The organism is Corynebacterium occultum, from assembly GCF_009734425.1.
Lineage (GTDB): Bacteria > Actinomycetota > Actinomycetes > Mycobacteriales > Mycobacteriaceae > Corynebacterium > Corynebacterium occultum.
Window position 1 is genome coordinate 124,680 of the sequence record NZ_CP046455.1, and the last position, 23,121, is coordinate 147,800.

The window sequence follows — 23,121 nt, forward strand, 5'->3', positions numbered from 1 at the left end:
GTGCGCCCACGCTTTTCACCGCTGGGGATGATCAGATCAGGGCGGGCAATAGCCGCCGGGTTCAGGTGGGCTGAGCAATGCGCACCTTCGGTGTCGAGGAGGAGCTGCTCCTGGTCGACGCGTACAGTCTCGCCCCCTTGCCCCGGGCGGAAAGTCTGGTGGCCCGCCACCGCTCCTCCGCAGCCGCCGAGCCGGAGATCACCCTGGAGTTCAAGCAGGAACAGATTGAGGTGGTCTCCCGACCTCAGCTTACCTTCCAGGGACAGCTTTCCGCCATCCGACAGGGCCGGGAACTTGCGGATCGTGCCGCCGCCACGCTGGGAGGCAGGGTGATCGCGTTGCCCACCATCCCCGGCCCGATAGCCACCCACCTGGTGCATAATCCTCGCTTCCGCCGAATCGACCAGAGTTTCGGGCTGACCTCTGATGAGCAGTTCACCTGCGCCTTTCACGTCCATGTGAGGGTGTATTCCCGGGAGGAGGCGGTGGCGGCGCTGGATCGGGTCCGAGTGTGGCTGCCCACCTTGATGGCATTGAGCGCGAACTCCCCTTTTTGGCAGGGATCGGACACCGGCTTCGCCTCCTACCGTTATCAGGCGTGGAACCGCTGGCCGATGACCGGGCCAACTGATTACGCCGGTTCAGTGGAAGCCCATGACAGGCACCTGGCAGCCTTGCTTGACACCGGGGTGCCGCTGGACGTCGGCATGCTCTACTTCGATGCCAGGCTCTGCGATCATCAGCCCACCCTGGAGGTACGGGTCACCGATGTGTGTATGAAAGCTGAGCATGCCGCGGCCCTGGCTGTGATGGTCCGTGCCCTGGTTGAGAGCGCTGCCCGATCCTGGCAGGCGGAACTCCCGGCACCCCAGGTATCCACCTCCCTGCTCCGGGCCTGGTCCTGGCGGGCCAGCCGCGACGGGGTTCAGGAGCAGCTCCATCTGCCCACCACGGGGCGCCCCGCTCCGGCTGCTGAGGTGGTTGCCGCCCTGCTGGCCGAGATCCGCCCGGTGCTGGTTGAGTACGGCGAAGCAGAAGTGGTGGAGGAGATGCTGAGGGAGCTGTTGAATGGTGGCTCTGGGGCGGTGCGCCAGCGTGAGGTGTTCGCCGAGACCGGTGACCTCCGTGAGGTGCTGGCCTTCGCCCTGGAGACAACGCATCGGGCCTAACGGGATTGTCCCGGTGAGTGTTCCCTGCCGGGGTTTCTCAGAGGTGGTGAACTCGCTGCCAAAGCCACCCGTTGAGGCAGGGGAAGGCTCAGGCAGGCCCCCCATTTTCAGCCTCTTCCTTAGCTCCCGGCATCGGACTAGGCTCAAAATCATGAGCAGCTATTTATTGTCCGTGTATAACCCGGCCGGCTCTCATGAGCGGGAATTCGGCCCCTATCCCAACGCTGCCGATATGGAGGCAGCTTTCGCCCGGACCGCAGAATTCAACGAATTCCTCCAGAACTCCGGCACCCTGGTCTTCGCCGCGGGTCTCTCCGCCCCGACTCTCGGGGTGACTGTCGCCCCCGATGGTGCGCTTATCGACGGCCCCGCCTTTCACGCCGAGTCCTACCTCGGCGGCTTCTGGATCATCCGGGCCGCAGACTTCGATGTGGCCACCAGGATTGCCGCCCAGGCGGCTGTCGCATGTGGGGGCAAGGTAGAGGTCAGGCAGATGGAAAGTCCGGAGGACTAGCACACCATGCCCACCTATACCTGCTGGTCGCAGGGGGACTGGATCTCCCGGGAGGTCAAGACCCGGATCGCCGCCGCAATCACTGATGCCCATCACCACCTCGCCAAAGCACCGCGTTATCTGGTGCAGGTGTTCTTCCAGGAGGTCAACGCCGACTCTCATTTCATCGGTGGGCACCCCGCCCCGGCGAACCAGGTGTGGATCCGGGGTGAGATCCGTTCGGGGCGCACCCTGGAACAGAAGCAGGCCCTCCTGGCCCGACTCACGGCAGAAGTGGCGGAGATCCTGGACATCCCCACTGAGGAGGTCTGGGTTTATCTCGCTGAAATTCCGGGATCCAACATGACCGAATATGGTCACCTGCTGCGGGAACCCGGGGAAGAGACAGCCTGGTTCAATGATCTGCCGGTGCAGCTGCAGGCGAGACTGCGTTCCAGGTCCTGAGTTTTCAGGACACCGCCGGCGGGTTCAGTCCCGCACGGGCAGCTTCGCGGTGCTCCTCGGCGCCTGTCTCCAGGGCGTAGATCGCGTAGCCGAGTGCATTGGCGGCGAACATCTCGGCGCAGTGTTCCACTAGGCGCGGCCAGGTTCGGCCCCCCAGTTCCTCATAACGGCGAAGGGTGAGGGCAAAGGCTTCCGGGGAGGCGGTGGCCTGGTGGAAGAGGAGATCTTTCGCCGGGTCGGTGACTGAGGCGGTGGTCCAGTCCAGCACTCCGCTGATGCGGCCCTCCCGGATGAGGGTGTGGCCGGGATAGATCTCCCCGTGGGTGAGTACGCAGTGATCAGGCCAGTAGCTGTCTTCTGACAGCCAGGCCTGCCAGCGTTCCAGGAGGTGTTTGGCGATGGTGAATTCTTCCCCCACCCGGGTGATCTGGTCCTGCCACTGCTGGCGGGCCTGTTCCGGGGTGTGCACGCTGATCCCGGTTGCGGCGGCGGTGGCCGGGTCGATCTGGTGCAGCTGTGCCAGAAGCTCTGCCAGGGAGAGGGAATATGCCTCGGAGGAGGGGTCCACCGCCCAGACCGGCTCTCCCGTCTCATTAAGTTCCAGTCCGGGTTCCCCGGGGAGCAGGGGATAGGCGATGAGGGTGTCGGAGTGGATGCGCCAATCGGGAACGTCAACCCCCAGCTGCGGTGCCACCAGGGTGAGCACCTTGCCCTCCACCCGGGCCTGTTCCATCACCGCGGGGCGGCGGGGGATGCGCAGCACCCAGCGGGACACCTGGCTCTGCGGGTCTGCGGCGTCGCCAAGCACGACCCGGAAGTCCAGGCCCATCTCGATGATCCGGAAGCTCTCCGGGTCGAGTTCAAGGCCGTGGTCGCGGGCCAGGTCGAGGATTTCGCGGTGGTCGGAAGTCATGAGCCCAGGGTGCCATATATCCCGCCCGGTTTGTTCCCGGGATCTGTGCCATCATGGCAGCATGATCACCGCCGTGGACCGGAAGCATCTCAGGCGCTGCATTGAGCTGGCTGAGCAGGCCTTGGCCAGCGGTAATAGTCCCTTCGGTTCCATCCTGGTCGCGGAGGGCGGAGTGGTTCTCTTTGAGGATCACAGCCGTGATGCGGAGGGGGATCTCACCCGCCATCCGGAGTTGGAGATCGCCCGCTGGGCGGTGCAGAATCTCAGCCCTGAGGACCGGATGATGTCCACCGTCTACACCTCCGGGGAGCATTGCCCGATGTGCGCGGCGGCGCATGCCTGGGCCGGGCTGGGCAGAATCGTCTACGCCAGTTCTTCCGCTCAGCTGGGCAGCTGGCTCAATGATTTCGGTGCCCCGTTGGCGCCGGTGGAGGGATTGCCGATCCGCCAGGTCGCCCCCTCCCTGCTGGTGGAGGGGCCGGTGGAGGAGTTGGCCGCTGAGGTCAAGGAACTGCAGCGTTTCTACCACCGGCAAGCTGATTCCTGATCCTGCGCGGTGTCATTTTCCACCTCGGCGATCTTGCCGCGGATCAGGTCGAGCACCCTGCTCACCACCGGGGGCAGGTAGTTCTGGCTGCGCCAGAGCATGACCATGTGCAGGGGTGGGATGTCATCGAGGATTTCGCGGTGCACGAAGGCATCCGAGTTCAGCCCGGTGGTGAAGTTCGGCAGGATGGACACACCCACCCCGCCGGCGATCAGGGGGAGTGCGGTCTGCAGGGTGGCGATCTGGTGGACCCGGTTGGGTCTGGCGTCGGGGTTCAGGGCCCAGAAACGATCCAGGGATTCCGGTAGCCCCGGGAATTCGGGATGCCGGGTGGGTACCAGCCAGTCGGTGTCCCGGATTTCCCGGAGGTGCACCGCCTTGATCTCAGGTGCCGCCGCAGGGTGCTCCGGAGGCAGCCCCAGCACCATGGGGAGGGTGACCAGCTTCTCGAAGTTCAGGTCGGGGTGCAGGGCCGTCAAGCGTTCCAGGTCACTGCTGGGCATGATGCCGATATCGGTTCTGCCGCTCTTGATGTTGCGCAGGGTGACGATGGGTTCCGGGTCGGAGAGGGTGAGGGTCACCTGGGGTAATTCGTGGCGGAGGCGGCGTAGCAGCGGAGGCAGATAGGACCAGTTGAATTCGGGGGCGACATCCAGGCTGATCTGCCCGGTGGTGCCGGTGGCCAGTTCCTGGATCTTGTGTTTGGTGTCCGCCATCTGGTCCAGCACGTGGGTGGCCAGACGGTAGACCTCTCGGCCGGCTTCGGTGGCGCTGACCCCGTTCCGGTTCCGGATGAGCAGCTCGGTGCCCAGTTCTTTCTCCAGGCCCCGGATCGCAGTGGAAAGGGAGGGTTGTGTCAGAAAGAGGACATCGGCGGCGGCGGTGAAGGAACCCTGATCGATGATGGTGCGCAGGTAGTGGAGCTGCCGACTATCCATAAATTTCCTTTATGCCAAGTACAGATATTTAGTATTGGCCTATACCTTGTCCCGCCCCTAGTGTTAGCTGCAACACAATGTGATCCGCTGTATAAAAATGAACCTTTGTGCTGCGAGACATACCAATCACTGGCATCCTTAAGCATCCATCACAATGCCAGATCCCCCAGGGGAAACAGCCTTTCCCTGGGGGAACACAGCAAGGAGAACACATGAGCGGCTATGAATTCACTCACCAGACCCTGGGACAACGGGTTCGTTTCGGTCGGGGCCAGGTCGGACAGCACGTCGCCGAGGAGGTCAAGGGGCACGACGCCACCAAGGTGATGCTGATCTCCAGTGAACGTGAAGCCCCCCAAGCTTCCCAGGCCACCGAGCTTATCGACATCGCGCTGAACTGGGCCGAGGTCACCCAGCACGTCCCCGTGGACCTGGCCCGGCGCGCCACCCTCGCCGCCCGGGAGTCCGGGGTGGATCTGATTCTTTCGGTGGGTGGTGGTTCCACCACCGGTCTGGCCAAGGCCATCGCCTTGGAGACCGCCATCCCGGTGGTTGCGGTGCCCACCACCTATGCCGGTTCTGAGGCCACCAATATGTGGGGGATGACGGAGGAGGCCACCAAGAGCACCGGCCTGGACGACAAGGTGCTGCCGAGGGCGGTCATCTATGACGCCGAGTTGGTGGCCACCCTGCCGATGGGGTTGGCGGTGGCCAGTGCGCTCAATGCCATGGCGCATTGTGTGGATTCGCTCTGGGCTCCGAAGGCTGATCCGATCAACCAGGTCAATGCCCTGGAGGGGGCCAGGGCGTTGGCCAGTGCGCTGCGCCGTATCCACGCGGATCCTGATGATGTTGAGGCCCGGGGTGAGGCTTTCTACGGCTGTTATCTGGCGGCGGTTTCCTTCGCTTCCGCGGGTTCCGGTCTGCACCACAAGATCTGCCATATTCTCGGCGGCACCTTCAACCTGCCGCATGCGGAGACCCATGCCACTGTGTTGCCTCATGTCCTGGCTTTCAACGCCCCGGCCGTCCCGGAGCTGGGGGAGCGTCTGGCCCGTGCCCTAAGCGGTGGGGATTCCCATCCGGGGGGTGCGGTGGGTGCCCTGGCGGATCTTTACCGCGAGGTGGAGGCCCCGGGGGCCCTTGCCGAGGTCGGTTTCACCGCTGAGGGTATCCCCGAAGCAGTCCGCCGCACCCTGGCCGTCGTCCCGGCGTCCAACCCGGTCACCGCGACCGAGGAGAACATCACCCAGTTGCTCACCAACGCCCTTGAGGGCGAATTTGCCACCCGAAAGGCCTGATCATGACCACCACCGCAACCACCGCCGAGAAGCTCGCCGCCGTCATTGAGCAGTCCCAGCGTGAAGCCAGGCTCACCGAGGAGGTCGTCGCCTCTTTCGCCGGGGCGGAGGATCCCCGCCTGAAGCAGATCATGGAGGCCACGGTCCGTCACCTGCATGCCCTGGTCCGGGAGGTTCGTCTGACGGAGGAGGAGTGGGAGTATGCCATTGACTTCCTCACCCGGGTCGGGCATATCACCGATGATCGCCGCCAGGAGTTTGTGCTGCTCTCTGATGTGCTGGGGGTGTCCATGCAGACCATCGCGGTGAATAACCCGGCCGCGGGGGATGCCACGGAGGCCACCGTATTCGGTCCCTTCCATGTGGAGGATTCCCCGGAGATCGAGATCGGCGGGGACATCGCCGGGGGCGCGGTCGGCCAGCCCTGCTGGGTGGAGGGCACCGTCACCGACACTGAGGGCAACCCCGTTGCCGGGGCGAAGATCGAGGCCTGGGAGGCCGATGAGGATGGTTTCTATGATGTCCAGTACAGCGATGAGCGCACCGCGGGGCGGGCCTGGTTGCGCACCGATGAAAATGGGCGCTACGCCTTCTGGGCACTGACCCCCACTCCCTATCCGATCCCCCATGATGGTCCGGTTGGCCAGATGTTGCAGGCCGTGGACCGCTCCCCGGTGCGTGCCGCGCACCTTCACTTCATGGTCACCGCCGAGGGTTACCGTCGCCTGGTCACCCATATCTTCGTCACCGGTGATCCCCAGCTGGAGATCGGGGATTCCGTTTTCGGGGTCAAGGAATCCCTGATCAAGGATTTCATCCCACAGCCCGCCGGGACCCCGACCCCGGATGGCCGGAATCTGGGTGAGAAGACCTGGGCGCGGGCCCGCTTCGATGTGGTCCTGGCCCAGGACTGAAACCCCCTGGAAACCGCAGCGAATTTTCCCTGAACCCAAGAACGGATGATCTTTCATGTCTGCCTCCGCTTCCAGCGCCTGAACCGCTTATCGACGCCCCCCTGGGGAGCAGCTCAGGGCCCCCGCCCAAGGTTTGATCTGGGCAGGTTCCCCGGGGGGGCTTGGAGTTGTCCCTCTGGTCATCTCAGAGGCAGGTCCGGTCGGTGCTCTAGCCTGGGGTGCATGCGCATCAACATCACCAGCGTCTTCGTTGACGACCAGGAAAAAGCCCGCGACTTCTACACCCAAAAACTCGGCTTCCAGATCCGCCACAACGTGCCCGTGGACGGCACCGCCTTCTGGCTGACCGTGGTCTCCCCGGAAAACCCGGAGGGAACCGAGCTGCTGCTCGAACCGGACGGCCACCCCGCGGTCAAACCCTTCAAGGAGGCACTCGTCGCGGACGGCATCCCCGCCGCCCAGTTCGCCGTCGATGACCTCGCCGCCGAGGTGGAAAGACTCAAGGGGCTCGGCGTGAAATTCACCATGGAACCGGTGGACATGGACAACATCGCCTTCGCAGTCCTCGATGACACCTGCGGCAACCTCATCCAGATCGCCCAGTACAAGATCTAGTTCCTCCCGCAGCAATGAACCGGGAATATTTTGCTGCCCAAACCTGTTGCGCCCTGGGTGAGTACAGATATGGATATCAGGGCCCAGGGTGAAAAACTCATCGAACTCGGTGTGCCGGCACTGGCGGGCATGAGCGCCGAAGCTTTCCGGGGGGACATTGCGAAGGTGAAGGTGACGGGGGAGAAACCACTGCTGGTGGTCGGTCCTGCCCTGTTGCCGGCTTCCCGCCTGGCCCCACTGCTGCAGCGCGCCGGGAAACCCGGTTTCGTGGTCACCGACATGACCGACCTCGATGGATTCCATGCCTTGCCGGACCTGGATGTTCCGAGCGCAGGCCTCTACACCATCGAAAAGGTGGAACGTGGGGATGAACTGCTGAACTGGTCCCCGGCGGAGGCCATGCCGGAACTGCTGGGTCGGGGCCGACGCCCCCTGAGCATCAACGAGGGAATCTCCTGGTTGCTGCAGGATCCTGCGCAGTTGGAACCCGGTAAATGCTTCATGACGATCGCCTCCCGCAAGCCCGCACGCAGCGGCAAGGGGCTGGATGCCCGCACGCCGGCGATCTGGATCAGCGGTGGCACCGGTCGGGACGGCAAGGAAAACAAGAACACCACGAAGGTGGGCTGGTGCTGGCACAACAACCGACACACCTGGCTGGGATTCGCCTCCTGTGCGAAAGGTTAAGGCCCACGGCGTGGCGCGGGAATGATCCCCGGTGGGGGAGGCGTCAGTGTTCCGGCTGGGTGGACTGCGGTGCGTCGGTGCGGTCCAGTTTTCCCTGGGAGGTGTCGCCGAGCGTGTCACGCAGGGTGGTGGCGGTACCGACGAGCTTGGCGATCAGGCTGTTGAAGTCTTCACCGTCGCCCAAGAAGGTGAGCTTGCCGTTGGACAGTGCACCGGAGAGTGATTCCATGATGGCCGGCAGATTGTCCAGCATGTCCTTCTCCAGGAGGATCCCCCGCTCGGAGGCGATGGAGGCAGCCAGCTTTCGCTGGGCTTCGGCATCTGCTTCGGCGGTGATGAGGCGTTCGCGGGCGGCTGCCTCAGCAGGTTTGATGACTTCGGTCTCCAGTTCCGCTTCGCGTCGTGTGGCCTGGGCCGCGGCCAACAGGCTCAGCTTCTCCTCCACCTCGATGCGTGCCTCAGCTTCGGCTTTTGGCCCGGACTGTTCAGCCTCGGCACGTGCCTTGGCTGTCTCCTTGGTGTTCTCCGAGACCTGCAGATCGGTGTCGCGACGATACTGGGAGGTCAGCCGTTCGGCTTCCTGTTCCTTTTCGATGACGCGGGCGTTGGCCTCAGCCTGGGCGATGGCGGCGGCCTGCTCCACTCGGGCCAGCTCCGGCTTGGAGAGGTTGGCGATGTGATTGTTGTCGTCGGTGATGGAGGAGATCTGGAAACTGTCGACCTTCCACCCCATGCTCAGCAGCTTCGGGGTGATGTTGGTGATGACTTCACTGGCCAGGGCCATGCGGTCCGTGATGATGTCCTCAACGGACATCTGGCCGATCAGGCTCCGGGTTTCACCGTCGAATTCCTTGCGGATGATGTCTTCGATCTCATCGTCGGATTTTTCGATGTAGCGTGCCGCGGAGACGATGCCTTCCTCGGAGGGGTCCACGCGGAAGATGGCATTGGCGGCGACATTGATGTCGATCTTCTGGGCGGTCTGGGCGGTGATGCGGACATCGACACTGTAGGTCCCCAGGTTGAGTTTTCTGACCTGCTGGAAGAAGGGAAGCCAGAATACACCCCGACCTGCGACGATCTTGAAAGGTTTTTCGGGGGTGCGTTTGGTCAATCCGCCCGTAACAATGAGGGCTTCGGTCGCGGAGGGAGAGGTGTAGAGCATCGTTTGTGGGGGTTCCTTCAGTGTTCGGGGAGGGTTGGTTCAAGGGGCCGGCGTGGGGGCTGATCCCCAGGTCGACCTTCACCATTGTTCGTCCCCACACTAAAGGGTTAGTGGATATTATTCCCGGCATGCCCAGTTATTGGGGGAGGGCGGGACCCAGCAGTGCCCTCGTCATAACTGAGAGCCTCAGTAACCCAGGCCTGCATAAATCCAGCCGCAAAAACTTCAGCGCAACACCCTCTTACCCAGTCGCAGCGCGGTGCTCAAGGTCCTGGCGTACCTCTCCCGTGACAGCTTCGAGGGACCTGCGATCGACAACCCCCGCTGCAGTGCGACGGTACGGGACTCGGTGTACTTCAACAGGCCCTCGTCTGCGTGACGACGCCCCACCCCCGAGGCCTTCCAACCACCCATCGGTGCGTCCAGGCTGCCCCAGGCGGCGGCGAAACCCTCATTGATGTTCACGGTGCCGAACTCCAGCTGCGCAGCGATCTTCCGCCCCGTGGCCGGTTTCGCCCAGACACTGGCGTTGAGTCCGTAGTCGGAATCATTGGCCCGCCGGATGGCTTCTTCGTGGCTGTCCACAATCTCAATGGCCGCCACCGGGCCGAAGGCCTCCTCGCGGAAGAGCTCCGCATCCTCCGGAACATCGCTCAAGATGGTGGGGGCGAAGAAGCAGGGGCCCAGCTCGGGCAGGGCGTGCCCACCGCTGAGGATGGTGGCACCCCGGGCCACCGCGTCGTCGACAAACGATTGCACCCTGGCCAGCTGTTCCTCGGAGATCAGGGAACCCATCTCCACGGTCCATTCCCGCCCGGCCCCGACCCGCAGGACCTTGGTGGCGGCCTGGAAACGGGCGCTGAACTCGGCGGCGAGATTCCGGTGGACGTAGATCCTCTCGATGGAGATGCACAGCTGGCCGGAGTTGGAGAAGCAGGCGGTGATTGCGCCGGGTACCACCTTGTTCAGGTCGGCATCAGCGGCGATGATCAGGGGGTTTTTGCCACCGAGCTCCGCGGAGAAATCGATCAGCCGTTCCCCGGCCTGACTGGCCAGCAGGCGTCCGGTCTTCGTGGAACCGGTGAACATCAGGTAGTCGCATTCCGCCACGATCTGCTGGCCGACCTCCTCTGCGGTGCCGGTGACCACCTGGAAGACATCCTGCGGCAGGCCGGCCTCCGCCAGGAGCTCTGCTGCGAGCAGGGCACTGAGCGGGGTTTTATCATCCGGTTTTAGCACGACTGTATTACCGGCCAGGATCGCCGGGATCGCATCAGACACCGCCATGACCAGCGGATAATTCCAGGGGGCGATGATGCCGACCACACCCTTGGGAGAGTGCTGCACCTCCACCGAGGTCAGCAGCGGCAAGGCTCCCTTGACACGGTCGGGATGCAGCAGTGCGGCGGTGGCATAGGCGTAATGGCGGGCGGTGACCGCCACATCCATCACCTCATCGAAGGCGCTGGCCCGGTTCTTACCGGACTCATCCTGGATGGTGTCCAGAATCTGTTCCTGGCGGTGCAACACCAGATCATGCAGACTCAGCATGATCTCCCGGCGTTCCTTGACCGGGGTGTGGGCCCACTGTTTCTGGGCGCGACGGGCGCGTTCAAAGGCCCGGGAGGTGTCCGTGGCCGTGTGTGCCGGAACGGTGCCGAGGATCCGGCCGTCGGAAGGGGAGGTGACGGTGATGCTGTTCATGGGTTCCACGGTAGGGGAGTCTGGTTCCCGGCATCATTTTGCTCAGTTCTTGTGGACCTGAACCCCGACATCAATGTGCTGAACGTGGATCCGGTTGGGGGAGACATTGCTGAGCCCCTTGGATACGCTGGCGCATTCCTCACAGACGCTCTCCGGGATCACACCTGAACGCATCAGCAGGCCGAAGACCTCGCAGCCCAGGCAGAAGCCGAGCAGGGATTCCAGGCTGGCGGCGACCGCCAGGATCAGCAGCATCAGGGTGGCGGCCATCGGCCAGCCGAGCAGGGTGAAACCCAGGGCGGTGCCACTGACAACCAGGCCGATGACCTGGGCGAAACGCTTCGGCGGGCCGGCGGTCCACACCGGTTTGGCACCCAGCAGCGGCACCAGGACATGGACGGAGAGTCGGCCGAAGGGGGAGTAGCGGGGGCCACCGGCGACCCGCAGCACAAAGCCCGCGGTGAGCAGGCTGAGCAGTACCAGTCGGAGGGGGCCGGCGGTGAAGATGGTGGCCAGGGCCAGGATGACCACCAGGCCTGCGGTGAGTCGGGCGGCGTGCTCATTGACTGGGTTAGGAAAAGAGAACAAAGATGAGATCACTCCAATACTCCTGATCGCTGGTCGGTGGTTCTGGTCGGTGGTGCTCTGGGAGAGTAAAACGCGGCGGCGCTTAAGTCCAGGCTTGAGAGGGGATTGTGTCCAACTCGGTATCTGGTGGCCGTCTCTCCAGAGGGAGGAAAGCCCTCCGGGAATCTCCGCAGCAGGCCACCTACACTCGCTGCCATGCCAAGTATCTTCATCAGTGGTGCCGCCCGGGGCCTCGGCCGGGCCGTCGCCGAGAAATTCCTCGCCGAAGGCTGGACCGTCGGTGCCTATGACATCGCCCCCATCACCTATGAACACCCCCACCTGTTCAGCGGCATCCTCGATGTCACCGATGCCGCCAGCTGGGAGGAAGCCCTGGGGGAGTTCGCCACCCACAGCGGTGGGCTTATCGACGTCGTGGACAACAACGCCGGCATCCTCATCGATGGGGCACTCTCCTCCCTCGGCCCCAACGCGGTGGCCCGGCAGATCGAGGTGAACTGCCTCGGCGTCACCCTGGGTGCGCAGGCCGCCCACCCTTATCTGAAAAAATCCAAGGGGCAGCTGGTGAACATGGCCTCCGCCTCCGCCATTCACGGGCAGCCGAACATCGCCGTCTACTCCGCCACCAAATCCTATGTCGGTGGACTGACCGAGGCCCTGGGCCTGGAGTGGCGCAGGGACGGCATCCGGGTGATCGATCTCTGGCCACTGTGGGCACGGACCGGACTGGCTGAGGTGGAGGCCCCCTCGGTGCGCAGGCTCGGGGTACGGATCACCCCGGAGCAGGTGGCGCAGACCCTCTGGCGGGCGGTGAATTACAAGAACCGTTGGGAACGCGGGAAGGTTCACCATGGGGTCTCCACCCTGGATAAGGCGCTCTACCTGGGCCGTTCTCTGGCCCCGGACCGGGTGGCCAGGTTGCTGACCAGGGTGATTGCTGGTTGACACGCCCCTGGCTGAGCCAAGGGAGGCGTCCTGAAACACCCCCGGGACCCGGGGGGTGAATCACAAAAACCTGGTGTCCCTCGAACACCCCGGCCAACCACCACTCAAAGTCCCTGCCCCATCCGGGTTAAGCCCCCGTAGGGTTGCTCTACAACTACCTCGAGTTGGAACCAGGCAGTATCCCCTCAATTTTCCAGAAGGATCCTCCAGATGAGCGAAATTCAGGCCCGTCCCGTCTCTGCCGTCATGCCCTCCCAGCTGCCCGCGGGGCCCGCCGAACGCACCGTCTACTCCTATGGCGTGCGAGCCGGCGATAGTCTCCATATTTCGGGGATGGTCGCCTTTGATTCTGAAGCGAATATCATCGGCGAGGGGGATATTGAGGCGCAGACAGAGCAGGTTTTTCAGAATCTACGAGCTGTAGTTGAGGAAGCCGGTGGCACGATCAACGACATTGTCTCAACCACCACCTACCTCACCGACGTCACAGATGCCCCTGTGGTTAATGCTGCCCGGGCCCGTCATTTCACGGGTGAGGTTCTTCCCACTCATACAGTTCTCGGCGTCGCCGCACTCGCGCGGCCCCAGTTCCTCGTGGAAATTTCTGGGGTCGCTTACCTGGGATCCCGTTAATTACTGATGCCACTATGGATCCAGCTGCCCGGCGGGGTTCTTAACATGCCAGTGAAAAAGCACGCCGAATATGGTGTGCTGAGGCAGCCGTGGTTTCACAGGCGGCGTGGGGTGAATGACAAAAATCCGGCCCCGATGCGCGGTGCACCGGAGCCGGAGGGAATGATTCCCGAAAAAGGGAGTTAACGGACGTCGATGAATTTCTTCATCACCCAGTTCTTGGAGGCGATGATCAGCGCACCGATGATGATGGCGATGACACCCACCACGATGAAGAAGACCCGCTCAGCGTCGGCATCCTCCGGATTGTAGTAACCACCCAGGGTGCCGGAGAGCGAAGTACCCATGGACACCGCCATCAGCCAGACGGCGAACATGCGGGACTGGAAAGCCTGCGGCGCCACCTTGGTGGCCAGGGAGTTGCCCACCGGGGAGAGCAGCAGCTCACCCAGGGTGAACAGCAACAGCACCCAGATGATCAGGAGCATCGGGGTGGAGTTGGCTCCGCCACCCGCATAAGGCAGGAAGAAGAACAAGGAGAGGCCGATGATGATGTTGGCCACGCCGAACTTCACCGCGGAGGACCACTGGCGCTTACCCAGCTTGGTCCACATGGTGGCGAAGATACCCGCGAAGATGATGATGAAGATCGGGTTGAAGGAGTTGACCAGACCAGGCTGCAGCTCAAAGCCGAAGAAGTCACGGTTGAGACGCTGATCGGCGTAGACCGCCAGGACGGTGAACTGGGTCTGGAAGATGGCGAAGAAGAGCACACCACCGATGAACAGCGGGATGAAACCCAGCAGGCGGGACTTCTCCGTCGCGGTGGTTTCCTGGGAGCGGTACATCTGCGTCAACAGGGCAACCGCGGCGATCAGGGCGATGGCAGCCATGATGTTGGACAGCCAGGCCAGCTTGATCACACCGGTGGCGATCAGGGCGACAATGGCAACGATCACCACGAGGGTGCCGATGATCCACCTGGGGTACTCATTGCGCGGCAACGGGTTGGGGACCGCGTGGCCGGCCGCACCGATGGTGGTCTTGCGCATCAGCACATACTGGATCAGGCCCAGAGCCATGCCTACCGCGGCGATGCCGAAGCCCCAGTGGAAACCCTTCCAACCCCAGATGGCGTTGGTGATCAACGGGCCGAAGAGACCACCGATGTTCACACCCATGTAGAAGATGGAGAAACCGGCGTCGCGCCGGGTGTCGGTGCGGTCATAGAGCTGGCCGAGGACCACCTGGGCGGCGGTCTTCACACCACCGGAACCCAGGCCGACGAGCACCAGGCCACAGGCCAGGCCGATATAACCCGGTAAGACGGCCAGTGCGATGTGGCCGAGCATGACGATGATGGCTGAGTAGAAGAGGGTGCGCTCGGAACCGATCATGCGGTCCGCGATGAAAGAGGCGGCCAGCGAGGTCATGTAGACGAAGCCGCCGTAGGCACCGACGATGGAGAGTGCAGTCGTCTGGTCCATACCCAGGCCACCGTTGGTGACGGAGTAGTACAGATAGAACGCGAGAATGGACTGCATGCCGTAGAAGCTGAATCGCTCCCACATCTCCACGCCGAAGAGGTTGGCCAGACCCCAGGGTTGGCCGAAGAATTTTCTGTCCTGGTGGGCATCCGAAATAGCGGTTCCTGGTGCGGAGCCGTTGGGTTCGGGTGTCACACCGTCCTGTGTGGTGTCGGTGTTCATGGGTTAAATGATTCCTCAATCACATTGCGGGGAGAAATCGTATCGGGTAATGGAGATGCTTTTGACCCCGGTGGGTACCTCTCGTGAACAGGGAAAATGAGGTTTATGTGAACTTTTACCTCTGCTCGCTGAAAACCTGGAAATGACCCCCCTGGGCAGCGCTTGGCGACGCCCCCCAGCCACCCGCTCCACCCACCCAGGGGGAATCCTGGAGTGGGGTTGGGTTCCGGCCGGTCAGGTAGCCGAAATACGATGTCTCCTCGACCATCCCCACCTTCGACAACTAAGTTGAGGTTTGTGAGCAACCGAGCGACAACCCGAAGCACCTTCCAGAACCCGGCGATCAACCAGGCCCACCAGTCAGCGCTGCGTTCCATTGCTCGGGTGATTGAGGAAACCGCCACGCCCACCCCACCGGAGCGCGCCCTGGCGCAGATCACCGCGCAGTTGGAGGAGGGGCCGGCTCTGGTGCTCACCGGAGCGGGAGTCTCCACTGATTCGGGGATCCCGGATTATCGCAGTCCACGTGGGCGGCTGACCCAGCACCGGCCGATGACCTACCAGGAGTTCCGCCATGATCCGGAGGCCCTGCAGCGTTATTGGGCGCGTGCCTTTGTGGGCTGGCGGCGGATGACGGGGATGGAACCCAACCGCACCCACTTCGCTCTGGTGGAATTGGAGAAAGCCGGCCGTGTCTCTGGTGTGGTCACCCAGAATGTTGATGGTCTCCATCGCGCGGCGGGCACCCGGAATCTGGTTCATCTGCACGGTGACATGCAGTCCGTCATTTGTCTGGAATGTGGCAGCAGGGAGGATCGTCATCATTTTGATCTGCGTCTGGAGGTCGCTAACCCGGATTTCCTGGCCAGTATCCAGCTGAGTCCCCAGATGGTGAATCCGGACGGTGATGTGGACCTGGCGGTGATGGACATCGCCCGTTTCCAGATGATTGCTTGCCAGCGCTGTGGTGCGGTGAAATTGAAACCGGATGTGGTCTATTTCGGTGAGAATGTCCCCGCGGAGCGGAAGCAGGCCACCACTCAGATGCTCGAGGAGGCTGCCTCAGTCCTGGTCGCGGGTTCCTCTCTGGCGGTGATGAGTGGCTACCGGATTGTGCTCGATGCCCTCAAGCAGGGCAAACAGGTGGCGGTGATCAATGGCGGCCCGGGCCGGGCGGACCAGAAGGCCCACACCCTCTGGCGCACCCGGGTGGCCCCGGCCTTTGATGAGCTTCTCGACGCCCTGGACATCTGAAGGTCGCAGGAAACCTACTTCCCGGTGATCGCCTCAATCAGATCCGCCACATGCGGTTCGATGGTGTCCAGGGTGGGAACGCTGATGTCCATGGTGTCGAAGAGCAGGGGCAGTTCGGTGCAGGCGAGGATGACCAGTTCGATCTGCTCCTCCTCGATCAACCGCTCCACAATCTGCTGGAAACCCCGTTGGGTGTCCTCGGTGACTTTGCCCAGCTCTAATTCCTCGGCGATGCGCTGCTGGATGAAGGCGATCTCCCCGGTGTCCGGGATGGCCACGTGCACCCCGGCGTCACGCAGGGGTGCGGAGAGGAAGTCATTGACCATGGTGAACTCAGTGCCCAGCAGGGCAACGGAACCATGACCGCCCTCCTTCACCGCCCGGACGGTGGAGTCGATGGAACTGATCAGGGGAATGGGGGAGAGTTCCGCCAGTTGCTCGAAGACGAGGTGGGTGGTGTTGGCGGTCAGGGCCCCGAATTCCGCACCAGCGGCCTGCAGGTTCCTGACACCGGCCAGGAGGTACTGCAGTGCACCTTCGCGGTCATCCTCGCCGAGGAAGCGGAAGACCTCGAAGGCGCTGAGGTTCTCGATGACCATGGGGGCAACCACCTCAGGGCCGAGCTTTTCCTGCACGCCCTTGATCAGGCGCTGGTAGTAGATGAGGGTCGATTCGGGGCCGGTGCCACCGATCAATCCGATTTTGCGGGCAGCTTTATCGGTTGGGGTGCTCATGGGCCCAAATGTACCTGCGGCCCCGGCGTTGCGGGCGGCGTCGATAAGCGCGAAAACTGCCCCGCTACGATAGTTTCGCGGCGGGGCAGAATGTGGAACCGGAAGAATTACTTCTCGCCGTGCGGCACGACCACGGCGCGGCCGGCGATCTTGCCCTCGACCAGCAGCTGGTAGGCGTCCAGTGCCTCATCCAGGGAGTAGGTGGTCACCTGCGGGGTGATCTGGCCCGCCTTGTACATGTCGACGACCTCGTGCAGCTCCTCAACGGTGCCCCAGTAGGTGTTGACCAGCTCAGCCTCGTAGGGGGTGGTCAGGAAGGCCCACTCGTAGGGGGAGAGGTTACCGATGCCGACGATGGTGACACGCGACTGGCGTGCCGCGGAAGCCATGGCGGTCTGGACGGTGGCGCCCACGCCGACGAAATCGAAGGCGGCGTCGACACCCTTGCCACCGGTGATCTCACGGATGCGCTCCACCTGGCCCTCGCCACCCGGGACGGTGATGGCGCCGAGCTTCTCAGCCTCCGCCATCGCCTCCTCCTTCATGTCGGTGGCGATGATGGTGGCACCGGTCAGCGCCTTGAGGATCTGCACCCCCACCAGGCCCAGGCCGCCCAGGCCAACGACCAGTGCATACTTGCCGCCCCCGTTCAGGTGCGGGAGGGCGAGCTTGATGGCGTGGTAGGGGGTCAGGCCGGCGTCGGAAAGCGGGGCAGCCTTGATCGGGTCAGCATCACCCAGCGGAATCAGGTTGCGGGCCGGAACCACGACGTACTCGGCGACGCCGCCGTCACGGCCCAGGCCGATGCCGGCGTAGGGCATCTCGGTGGCGTTCTCACAGTAGGTGTCCTGACCACGGGTGCAGGCGCGGCAGTGGCCACAGCCGACGGGGCCGTAGACCAGGTGGGCGGAACCGATCTCCAGGCCATCCACGCCGGGGCCGAGCTCCTCGACCCAGCCGGAGTTCTCATGTCCGAGGGTGAACTCCGGATCCATCTGGGGGTTCAGGCCCTCATCGAATTCATGGAAGATGGCGACATCAGAGTGGCAGAGCCCGGCCCCGGCAACCTTCAGCAGCACCTCACCGGGTCCGGGAGTGGGCTTCTCCACCTCCTTGAGGGTGGGGAAGGTGTGGTAGGCGGTGTGGCGGACTGCGCGCATTATGTCTCCTTAGATGAATACGGTCTGAGGGACTCCTGACAAACCCGTCCCTTATCTCCACTCTAGTGAAAATCCAGCCTCCGGGACGGCCCACAAAGGTGAGCTTCCTCCCAAAGTAAACAGCCGGGAAATACTGGATGACCAGCTTATTTTCCTGGGACAATCACCAGGCGCACAGAGATGTGCAACCTTCATCGAACCTGGGCGAGTTCCGCCCGGATGATCTGCCGCACCCGGGAATCCTGGGGCAGATCAGCGTGCAGGATCACCGCCCGGGGATAACGGTCCTGGATCCAGATATTGTGCACCCGTTCCGTCCCCAACTCGTCCACCGTCTCATCCCCCAGCTCATCCTCATCGGGATAGAGGAAACAGGTCTCCGGCGGCTGGATCACCGTATCCCCCCGCGTGGCGATACAGGTGTAGCTCACCCCCGGATCCAGATCCCCGCCCTCATTGATGGCGGTGATGGTGGGATGCCCCGTGACCTGCTCAAAACCGGAACTGCCGAACCAGTTGTTGACCAGCGAGTTCATGATGTTCTCCGCCATGGCGGTACGCACCAGGGGACTGACCACCCCACCCAGGGTGGTGCCGTGGTTGGGCGCCGCCAGACACACCAGGTGGCGGACCTTCGGGGCGCCACCCATCAACCGCATCCAATAACGCGCCAGGGTCCCACCCTGGGAATGCCCGATCAGGATCACCTGCTGCGCCCCCGTGGCCTGGAGGACCACATCGATATAAGCGCCGATCTGGGAGGCGGACTCCGCGATGGAATCGGTGGCCCGGTTGCCGAAGTCCGGGGCGAAGACGGCATAACCCTCAGCCCGTAGATCCTCACCCAGTTCCTGCCAGTCCCCCTTGGTGGTGCCGGTGCCATGGATGCAGATCACCGGATAAGGATGTTCCGTGGTGGGTCGGGCACGCCAGTCATCCTCGAAGAGACCACGCGCCCGCATCCGTGCCAGCAACGGCAGGGGGAGCAGAACCCTGGCAGCTTCCGCCGCAGATTCCCCTTCCACCTCCTGCTTATCGACGACCCTCAGGTCGGCCGGGATATCACCAGGGCCCAGCTCCGCGGCAGCCAACTGATCGGCGGTATCCCGGGCGGCATCCCGGGCGGTGGGGTCTCCCTCCCCTCCGGTCGCCCCGCTCTCCGGGGCATCCCCAGTCCCAGCCGACTGTGCTAGTTCTCCCTCGGCCGGGGAAACCGACGAACGCCGCATCCTCCGACGCCATGCCCCACCGGGCAGGATGACCGGGTTGTCGGGATCATCACTGAGCGCATCAGCGGACTCCACCTCCCGGCCCGCAGCGGCGGCATCAGAAGGGAGAAGATGTGGGGGCAGAAGTCTGCTGAGTTTATCGGAGATTTCCTGCAGCAGTTCAGAGGGGCGCTCCTGGGGCATTCACGGATCCTTCGCTTCGGCGGTGAATCTTCGCTGCCCTCCAGTGTAGGGGCCCACCGCTAGGCTGGGGTCCGGGAAGTTCCCAACCGGTCCCGGAGGGAAACCCCGGGGGACCGCACCGGAAGAGCAGGGGAGGAAGGCACATGAACCAGCCGGAACTCACACAGGTGAACAGCGTGGAAGAGGCCGTCGCCACGCTGATCAGACTCTATGAGAATGCCGAGGACCTGGCCCGCGAAGTCCTGGAGAACGGCAACTACGAGGACTACCGCCGGGTGGTCTACCCCAAGCTGATCGTGGACGTGAAAGCCTGGCATCCGATCTCACGTTCGGAACCCTTCGGCTACGTCAATGAAGCCGGCCGCTACTCCGCCACCTTCTCCAAACCACACCTGATGCGGAACTACCTGCAGGAACAGTTGGAACGACTCAACGGCCACTACCCCTGTGAGATCTTCGTCGGCCCCTCCGAAACCCGCATCCCACCGGAATTCCTGCGGGATGTCCCCGACGCCAGTGAGGCCCGGCGCGCCGGGGACGTGGCTGACGCCATCCCGCGCCCCACCCTGGATGAGGTGCATGATGCGATCGTGGATGGTGAGTGGGAGGCTTTCCATGGTGCGGAGAAACCTCTTTTCCATTTTGGTCCGCAGCGTTTCGACATCGCCTGCGCCCGCATCGAGCATTACACCGGCATCGCGGTGGACAGTGTGCAGCGGTTCATCCTCTTCACCAACTACGCCATGCACACCACTGAGTTCGTGAAGTTCGGGTTGCGTTCCCTCACCGAGGAGGGGTCTCGTTACACTGCGTTGATTTTGCCGAATGGGCAGCGGATCGGGGCGGAGGAGGCGGCCGCTGTTGAGGGTGGGGCCCTGGAGCTGGGTTCGCGTTTCCAGATGCCACGTTATGATCTCTGCACCGATGATGGTTATGGCATCACCATGATCAATATCGGTGTGGGCCCCTCCAACGCCAAGACCATCACGGACTGTCTGGCGGTGCTGCGTCCGGAGGCCTGGATCATGATCGGCCATTGTGCCGGGCTGGATGGCCGGATGCGCATCGGTGACCTCATCCTCGGTAATGCCTACCAGCGTCAGGACCGGATTCTGGATTCCCGGATCCAGCCCGCCATCCCCATTCCTGCGGTACCGGAGATCCAGCGTGCGTTGGAGGCCAGCGTCGCCCAGATCTACGGGGACGACAAGTCCCTGATGCGCACCGGCACGGTGTTGTCCACCGATGACCGGAACTGGGAGTGGCACACCCCGCAGGGGCTGTGGGAGCTTTTCCAGGGTTCCACCGCCGCGGCCGTGGACATGGAGTCCTGCACCCTGGCGGCCAATGGTTATCGCTACCGCATCCCTTATGGCACCCTGCTGAGTGTTTCTGACCTTCCGCTTCATGCGGTACCGAAACTGCCCACCCAGGCGCAGGCCTTCTATTCCTCCTCCAAGGAGGCACATGTGATGTGTGCGGTGCATGCGGTGGAGTCCCTGGCCGCTGACCCGGAACGCCTGCGCACCCGCAAACTACGCCGCACGATGGGGGAGGTGCCCTTCCGGTAGGGCTGGCGGGAGGGGCTTGGCGGGTGCCCGGGGTGGGTTGAGTGGGTGGGGGGCGGTGGAGGTTCACCGCCGCCCCGAACTTTCATGAGTCGAGGCATGTGGTGCAAGATTGACCTCGTGAACATCCTCTCCATCCAGTCCTTTGTCGCCTACGGCCATGTGGGCAACTCCGCCGCCGTCTTCCCGCTCCAGCGCCTGGGCCACGAGGTGTGGCCGGTGTACACCGTGAACTACTCCAACCACACCGGTTATGGTTCCTGGCGGGGACCGATGATCCCGGCCTCGGATGTCGCCGAGATCATCACGGGTATGGAGGAGCGTGGGGCACTGGCTCAGGTCGACGCGGTCCTTTCCGGATACCAGGGTGGCTCCGACATCGCGGACGTCATCATCGACGCCGTCGCCCGGGTCAAGGCAGCCAACCCCACAGCGATCTACGCCTGCGATCCGGTGATGGGTAACGCCAGGTCCGGTTGCCACGTCGCCGACGCAATCCCGCCCTTGCTGCGCGACCGGGTGGTTCCCGTCGCCGACATCATCACCCCCAACCAGTTTGAACTGGGTTTCCTCACCGGCCGGGACGTAGCCGACCTCGCCTCCACCCTGGACGCCGTTGACGCCGCCCGCGCCATGGGCCCCTCCACCGTCCTGGTCACCTCCCTGGAGCGCCCGGAGCGCCCTGAGGGCAGCATCGAGATGCTCGCGGTCAATGACTCCGGCGCCTGGATCGTGCGCACCCCCTACCTGCCCTTCAAGCGCAATGGTTCCGGGGATGTCACCGCCGCTCTGTTCACCGGTCACTACGTCTCCACCGGTGATGCCGCTGACGCCCTGGCACGCACCGCCTCCAGCGTCTACGACCTCCTGCAGAACACCTTCGAGGCCGACTCCCGGGAACTGCTGCTCATCGAGTCCCAGGAGGCTTACGCCAACCCGCGCATGCAGTTTGAGGTTGAGCAGGTCCGCTGAGGCCGGGCCACCGTGTTCCGGTAAAGGATGCTTGACGACGCCCCCCTTGCGCCGGGTCTCGGTCAACTGTTCGGATCCCTGGGGGAAAGGTCCGGCAGCTGCTCCGGTGTGTCTGGCATGGTTCAAGTTTGAACCCGTCAGTGCGTTTTGAACCCCAAGGAGCCTTCCCATGTGCGCAGCCGCGTCAACCCTCACCCAGCCCGGGAACACCACCGCCCCGGTTGCGGTGATCCACAGTTCCCGCCCCCTCAACAATGAGGAGCACTCCGGACTGGAGTTTCTGCTTTCGGTGGCGGTTGAGGGGCAGGGAGCGCACTCCACCTGGTTCCCGGCGGATGACAGCCTGGTGGTGCGGGGTCATCTCATCGATGCTTTCCTGGATCTGTGGCAGGAACACCATGACAGCGGTCTGATCCTCTACCTTTCGGACACCACGGTCCGCCGCCTGCTCAAGGAACAGGCGGTGGCCTTCCCGGGGCTGGTCATCCGGGATGTCATCGCCGGCGGCAGGATGCGCGCCACCTGGGAGCTGTGCCGGGCCTCCCACCATCAGGCTGAGGTGGAGCGGGAACCGGTCCCGGTGGTTCCGGAGCTGCCGGAGCTGATGGTGGTGGCCACCGATGCTTCCCGGCAGAAGCGGGGTCAGGTCACCGGTCTGGCGGTGGTCGGCTCTGATGGACGGGTAAGAATGAACCATGCCCTGACCCACTGCATCCTGGCTGGTGAGTTCGCCGCGGTGGGGATGGCGCTGAAGACCTGGGGTGGTCGTTCCCGGGTGCTGTGGATCCTGACCGATTCGCAGAAGGTGAGTCATTTCCTCAACGCCCGGATCGGCAGTGGTGCGCGCAAGGGGATGGCAGCCCAGGATGACTGCCTGAACAAGCTCGCGGACCTGGAGGCCCGCGGGTTCGAGGTCCGGATCAGCTGGGTCCGGGGCCATGCCGGCCACCTGCTCAACACCTACGCGGACCGGGCGGCGGTGGCGGCCCGCCGGTGCGCTGAGTTCCGCACGGATAACCGCTCCGAGTTCAACCGACGCCTGAAGGGGGAGCTGCAGGAGGCACTGGTCGGGATTCCGGTGGCGGAGTTACGCGACCGGCACATCGAACCGACGGAAACCATGGCTGGCGCGGGGCGTTAAACTCCTATGGGGAGGCCCCCGGGGGCCCGCACGTGAAACCGGGGGCAGGAATGAAGCGCAGGTGGGGATGGTTGCCACTGATGTATGCCTTTAC

The 23,121-nt window shown here is 63.5% G+C and carries 23 protein-coding genes; 14 read left to right on the forward strand and 9 right to left on the reverse strand.

The genetic code is table 11. From position 1 onward, the window contains the following. The first annotated feature begins 77 nt into the window (after positions 1-77). The 3 genes from COCCU_RS00565 (at position 78) to COCCU_RS00575 (ending at position 2,127) form a co-directional block, all read left to right on the forward strand. Positions 78-1,169 carry a glutamate--cysteine ligase gene (locus COCCU_RS00565; protein WP_156229686.1) on the forward strand — a complete coding sequence of 364 codons (1,092 nt, stop codon included), beginning with the start codon at positions 78-80 and terminating at the stop codon, positions 1,167-1,169. 151 nt (positions 1,170-1,320) lie between these two features. Further along, positions 1,321-1,683, forward strand: coding sequence for a YciI family protein (locus COCCU_RS00570; RefSeq protein WP_156229687.1), 363 nt, complete (start codon positions 1,321-1,323; stop codon positions 1,681-1,683). Between the two features lie 6 nt (positions 1,684-1,689). Then, complete coding sequence (locus COCCU_RS00575) at positions 1,690-2,127, forward strand: tautomerase family protein (RefSeq protein WP_156229688.1); 438 nt, start codon at positions 1,690-1,692, stop codon at positions 2,125-2,127. Positions 2,128-2,131: 4 nt separating this feature from the next. Here the strand turns inward: COCCU_RS00575 and COCCU_RS00580 are convergent, their stop codons facing one another. After that, positions 2,132-3,040 carry a macrolide 2'-phosphotransferase gene (locus tag COCCU_RS00580; protein ID WP_156229689.1) on the reverse strand — a complete coding sequence of 303 codons (909 nt, stop codon included), beginning with the start codon at positions 3,038-3,040 and terminating at the stop codon, positions 2,132-2,134. 61 nt (positions 3,041-3,101) lie between these two features. On the opposite strand from COCCU_RS00580, the gene COCCU_RS00585 reads away from it, so the two are divergent. Continuing rightward, the gene (locus COCCU_RS00585; protein WP_156229690.1) at positions 3,102-3,587 is read left to right on the forward strand and encodes a nucleoside deaminase; all 486 of its coding nucleotides are present in this window, start codon (positions 3,102-3,104) and stop codon (positions 3,585-3,587) included. Here COCCU_RS00585 and COCCU_RS00590 read toward each other — a convergent pair. Then, a complete protein-coding gene (locus tag COCCU_RS00590; RefSeq protein WP_156229691.1) occupies positions 3,563-4,525 on the reverse strand; it encodes a LysR family transcriptional regulator in 963 nt (320 codons plus the stop codon). The genes COCCU_RS00585 and COCCU_RS00590 overlap by 25 nt on opposite strands. A gap of 212 nt (positions 4,526-4,737) precedes the next feature. On the opposite strand from COCCU_RS00590, the gene COCCU_RS00595 reads away from it, so the two are divergent. The 4 genes from COCCU_RS00595 (at position 4,738) to COCCU_RS00610 (ending at position 8,042) form a co-directional block, all read left to right on the forward strand. Further along, positions 4,738-5,826 (forward strand): maleylacetate reductase, encoded by a 1,089-nt coding sequence (locus tag COCCU_RS00595; RefSeq protein WP_156229692.1) that lies wholly within the window; start codon positions 4,738-4,740, stop codon positions 5,824-5,826. 2 nt (positions 5,827-5,828) lie between these two features. Next, entirely contained in the window at positions 5,829-6,740 is a 912-nt protein-coding gene (locus COCCU_RS00600) for an intradiol ring-cleavage dioxygenase (RefSeq protein ID WP_156229693.1), read from the forward strand. 222 nt (positions 6,741-6,962) lie between these two features. After that, on the forward strand, positions 6,963-7,355 hold the full coding sequence (locus COCCU_RS00605; RefSeq protein WP_156229694.1) for a VOC family protein: 393 nt from the start codon (positions 6,963-6,965) through the stop codon (positions 7,353-7,355). 69 nt (positions 7,356-7,424) lie between these two features. Next, the gene (locus COCCU_RS00610) at positions 7,425-8,042 is read left to right on the forward strand and encodes a DUF5701 family protein (protein ID WP_156229695.1); all 618 of its coding nucleotides are present in this window, start codon (positions 7,425-7,427) and stop codon (positions 8,040-8,042) included. Between the two features lie 43 nt (positions 8,043-8,085). On the opposite strand, the gene COCCU_RS00615 is transcribed toward COCCU_RS00610, so the two are convergent. The 3 genes from COCCU_RS00615 to COCCU_RS00625 all read right to left on the reverse strand — a co-directional run bounded on the left by COCCU_RS00615 (position 8,086) and on the right by COCCU_RS00625 (position 11,511). Continuing rightward, positions 8,086-9,207 carry an SPFH domain-containing protein gene (locus COCCU_RS00615; RefSeq protein ID WP_156229696.1) on the reverse strand — a complete coding sequence of 374 codons (1,122 nt, stop codon included), beginning with the start codon at positions 9,205-9,207 and terminating at the stop codon, positions 8,086-8,088. Between the two features lie 225 nt (positions 9,208-9,432). Then, positions 9,433-10,911, reverse strand: coding sequence for a succinic semialdehyde dehydrogenase (locus tag COCCU_RS00620; protein WP_156229697.1), 1,479 nt, complete (start codon positions 10,909-10,911; stop codon positions 9,433-9,435). 42 nt (positions 10,912-10,953) lie between these two features. Beyond that, positions 10,954-11,511: a DUF4395 domain-containing protein gene (locus COCCU_RS00625; RefSeq protein ID WP_407924148.1), complete on the reverse strand. Its 558-nt coding sequence runs from the start codon at positions 11,509-11,511 to the stop codon at positions 10,954-10,956. Positions 11,512-11,694: 183 nt separating this feature from the next. Between COCCU_RS00625 and COCCU_RS00630 the strand changes: the two genes are divergently transcribed. Continuing rightward, entirely contained in the window at positions 11,695-12,444 is a 750-nt protein-coding gene (locus COCCU_RS00630) for an SDR family oxidoreductase (protein WP_156229698.1), read from the forward strand. Between the two features lie 210 nt (positions 12,445-12,654). Next, positions 12,655-13,077, forward strand: coding sequence for a RidA family protein (locus COCCU_RS00635; RefSeq protein ID WP_231598808.1), 423 nt, complete (start codon positions 12,655-12,657; stop codon positions 13,075-13,077). Positions 13,078-13,259: 182 nt separating this feature from the next. Here the strand turns inward: COCCU_RS00635 and COCCU_RS00640 are convergent, their stop codons facing one another. After that, positions 13,260-14,786 (reverse strand): peptide MFS transporter, encoded by a 1,527-nt coding sequence (locus COCCU_RS00640; RefSeq protein WP_156229699.1) that lies wholly within the window; start codon positions 14,784-14,786, stop codon positions 13,260-13,262. Between the two features lie 297 nt (positions 14,787-15,083). On the opposite strand from COCCU_RS00640, the gene COCCU_RS00645 reads away from it, so the two are divergent. Continuing rightward, a complete protein-coding gene (locus COCCU_RS00645; protein WP_231598809.1) occupies positions 15,084-16,040 on the forward strand; it encodes a Sir2 family NAD-dependent protein deacetylase in 957 nt (318 codons plus the stop codon). 14 nt (positions 16,041-16,054) lie between these two features. On the opposite strand, the gene COCCU_RS00650 is transcribed toward COCCU_RS00645, so the two are convergent. The 3 genes from COCCU_RS00650 to COCCU_RS00660 form a co-directional block, all read right to left on the reverse strand. Further along, positions 16,055-16,774 carry an aspartate/glutamate racemase family protein gene (locus COCCU_RS00650; protein WP_156229701.1) on the reverse strand — a complete coding sequence of 240 codons (720 nt, stop codon included), beginning with the start codon at positions 16,772-16,774 and terminating at the stop codon, positions 16,055-16,057. A gap of 107 nt (positions 16,775-16,881) precedes the next feature. Next, positions 16,882-17,934: an NAD(P)-dependent alcohol dehydrogenase gene (locus tag COCCU_RS00655; RefSeq protein WP_156229702.1), complete on the reverse strand. Its 1,053-nt coding sequence runs from the start codon at positions 17,932-17,934 to the stop codon at positions 16,882-16,884. A gap of 191 nt (positions 17,935-18,125) precedes the next feature. Beyond that, a complete protein-coding gene (locus COCCU_RS00660) occupies positions 18,126-19,346 on the reverse strand; it encodes an esterase/lipase family protein (protein ID WP_231598810.1) in 1,221 nt (406 codons plus the stop codon). A gap of 143 nt (positions 19,347-19,489) precedes the next feature. On the opposite strand from COCCU_RS00660, the gene amn reads away from it, so the two are divergent. From amn to COCCU_RS00675, 3 genes are all read left to right on the forward strand, one after another. Then, a complete protein-coding gene (amn, locus tag COCCU_RS00665) occupies positions 19,490-20,917 on the forward strand; it encodes an AMP nucleosidase (protein ID WP_156229703.1) in 1,428 nt (475 codons plus the stop codon). A gap of 117 nt (positions 20,918-21,034) precedes the next feature. After that, a complete protein-coding gene (gene pdxY / locus COCCU_RS00670) occupies positions 21,035-21,886 on the forward strand; it encodes a pyridoxal kinase PdxY (RefSeq protein WP_156229704.1) in 852 nt (283 codons plus the stop codon). A 169-nt stretch (positions 21,887-22,055) separates the two neighbouring features. Further along, positions 22,056-23,027, forward strand: a complete 972-nt coding sequence (locus tag COCCU_RS00675) for an RNase H family protein (RefSeq protein ID WP_156229705.1) — start codon at positions 22,056-22,058, stop codon at positions 23,025-23,027. Positions 23,028-23,121: the final 94 nt, after the last annotated feature.

Bases quoted from the DNA above. Each gene is read 5' to 3' on its own strand.
- COCCU_RS00565 (WP_156229686.1), top strand. From the start codon at position 78: ATGCGCACCTTCGGTGTCGAGGAGGAGCTGCTCCTGGTCGACGCGTAC.
- COCCU_RS00570 (WP_156229687.1), top strand. From the start codon at position 1,321: ATGAGCAGCTATTTATTGTCCGTGTATAACCCGGCCGGCTCTCATGAG.
- COCCU_RS00575 (WP_156229688.1), top strand. From the start codon at position 1,690: ATGCCCACCTATACCTGCTGGTCGCAGGGGGACTGGATCTCCCGGGAG.
- COCCU_RS00580 (WP_156229689.1), bottom strand. From the start codon at position 3,040: ATGACTTCCGACCACCGCGAAATCCTCGACCTGGCCCGCGACCACGGC.
- COCCU_RS00585 (WP_156229690.1), top strand. From the start codon at position 3,102: ATGATCACCGCCGTGGACCGGAAGCATCTCAGGCGCTGCATTGAGCTG.
- COCCU_RS00590 (WP_156229691.1), bottom strand. From the start codon at position 4,525: ATGGATAGTCGGCAGCTCCACTACCTGCGCACCATCATCGATCAGGGT.
- COCCU_RS00595 (WP_156229692.1), top strand. From the start codon at position 4,738: ATGAGCGGCTATGAATTCACTCACCAGACCCTGGGACAACGGGTTCGT.
- COCCU_RS00600 (WP_156229693.1), top strand. From the start codon at position 5,829: ATGACCACCACCGCAACCACCGCCGAGAAGCTCGCCGCCGTCATTGAG.
- COCCU_RS00605 (WP_156229694.1), top strand. From the start codon at position 6,963: ATGCGCATCAACATCACCAGCGTCTTCGTTGACGACCAGGAAAAAGCC.
- COCCU_RS00610 (WP_156229695.1), top strand. From the start codon at position 7,425: ATGGATATCAGGGCCCAGGGTGAAAAACTCATCGAACTCGGTGTGCCG.
- COCCU_RS00615 (WP_156229696.1), bottom strand. From the start codon at position 9,207: ATGCTCTACACCTCTCCCTCCGCGACCGAAGCCCTCATTGTTACGGGC.
- COCCU_RS00620 (WP_156229697.1), bottom strand. From the start codon at position 10,911: ATGAACAGCATCACCGTCACCTCCCCTTCCGACGGCCGGATCCTCGGC.
- COCCU_RS00630 (WP_156229698.1), top strand. From the start codon at position 11,695: ATGCCAAGTATCTTCATCAGTGGTGCCGCCCGGGGCCTCGGCCGGGCC.
- COCCU_RS00635 (WP_231598808.1), top strand. From the start codon at position 12,655: ATGAGCGAAATTCAGGCCCGTCCCGTCTCTGCCGTCATGCCCTCCCAG.
- COCCU_RS00640 (WP_156229699.1), bottom strand. From the start codon at position 14,786: ATGAACACCGACACCACACAGGACGGTGTGACACCCGAACCCAACGGC.
- COCCU_RS00650 (WP_156229701.1), bottom strand. From the start codon at position 16,774: ATGAGCACCCCAACCGATAAAGCTGCCCGCAAAATCGGATTGATCGGT.
- COCCU_RS00655 (WP_156229702.1), bottom strand. From the start codon at position 17,934: ATGCGCGCAGTCCGCCACACCGCCTACCACACCTTCCCCACCCTCAAG.
- COCCU_RS00660 (WP_231598810.1), bottom strand. From the start codon at position 19,346: ATGCCCCAGGAGCGCCCCTCTGAACTGCTGCAGGAAATCTCCGATAAA.
- amn (WP_156229703.1), top strand. From the start codon at position 19,490: ATGAACCAGCCGGAACTCACACAGGTGAACAGCGTGGAAGAGGCCGTC.
- COCCU_RS00675 (WP_156229705.1), top strand. From the start codon at position 22,056: ATGTGCGCAGCCGCGTCAACCCTCACCCAGCCCGGGAACACCACCGCC.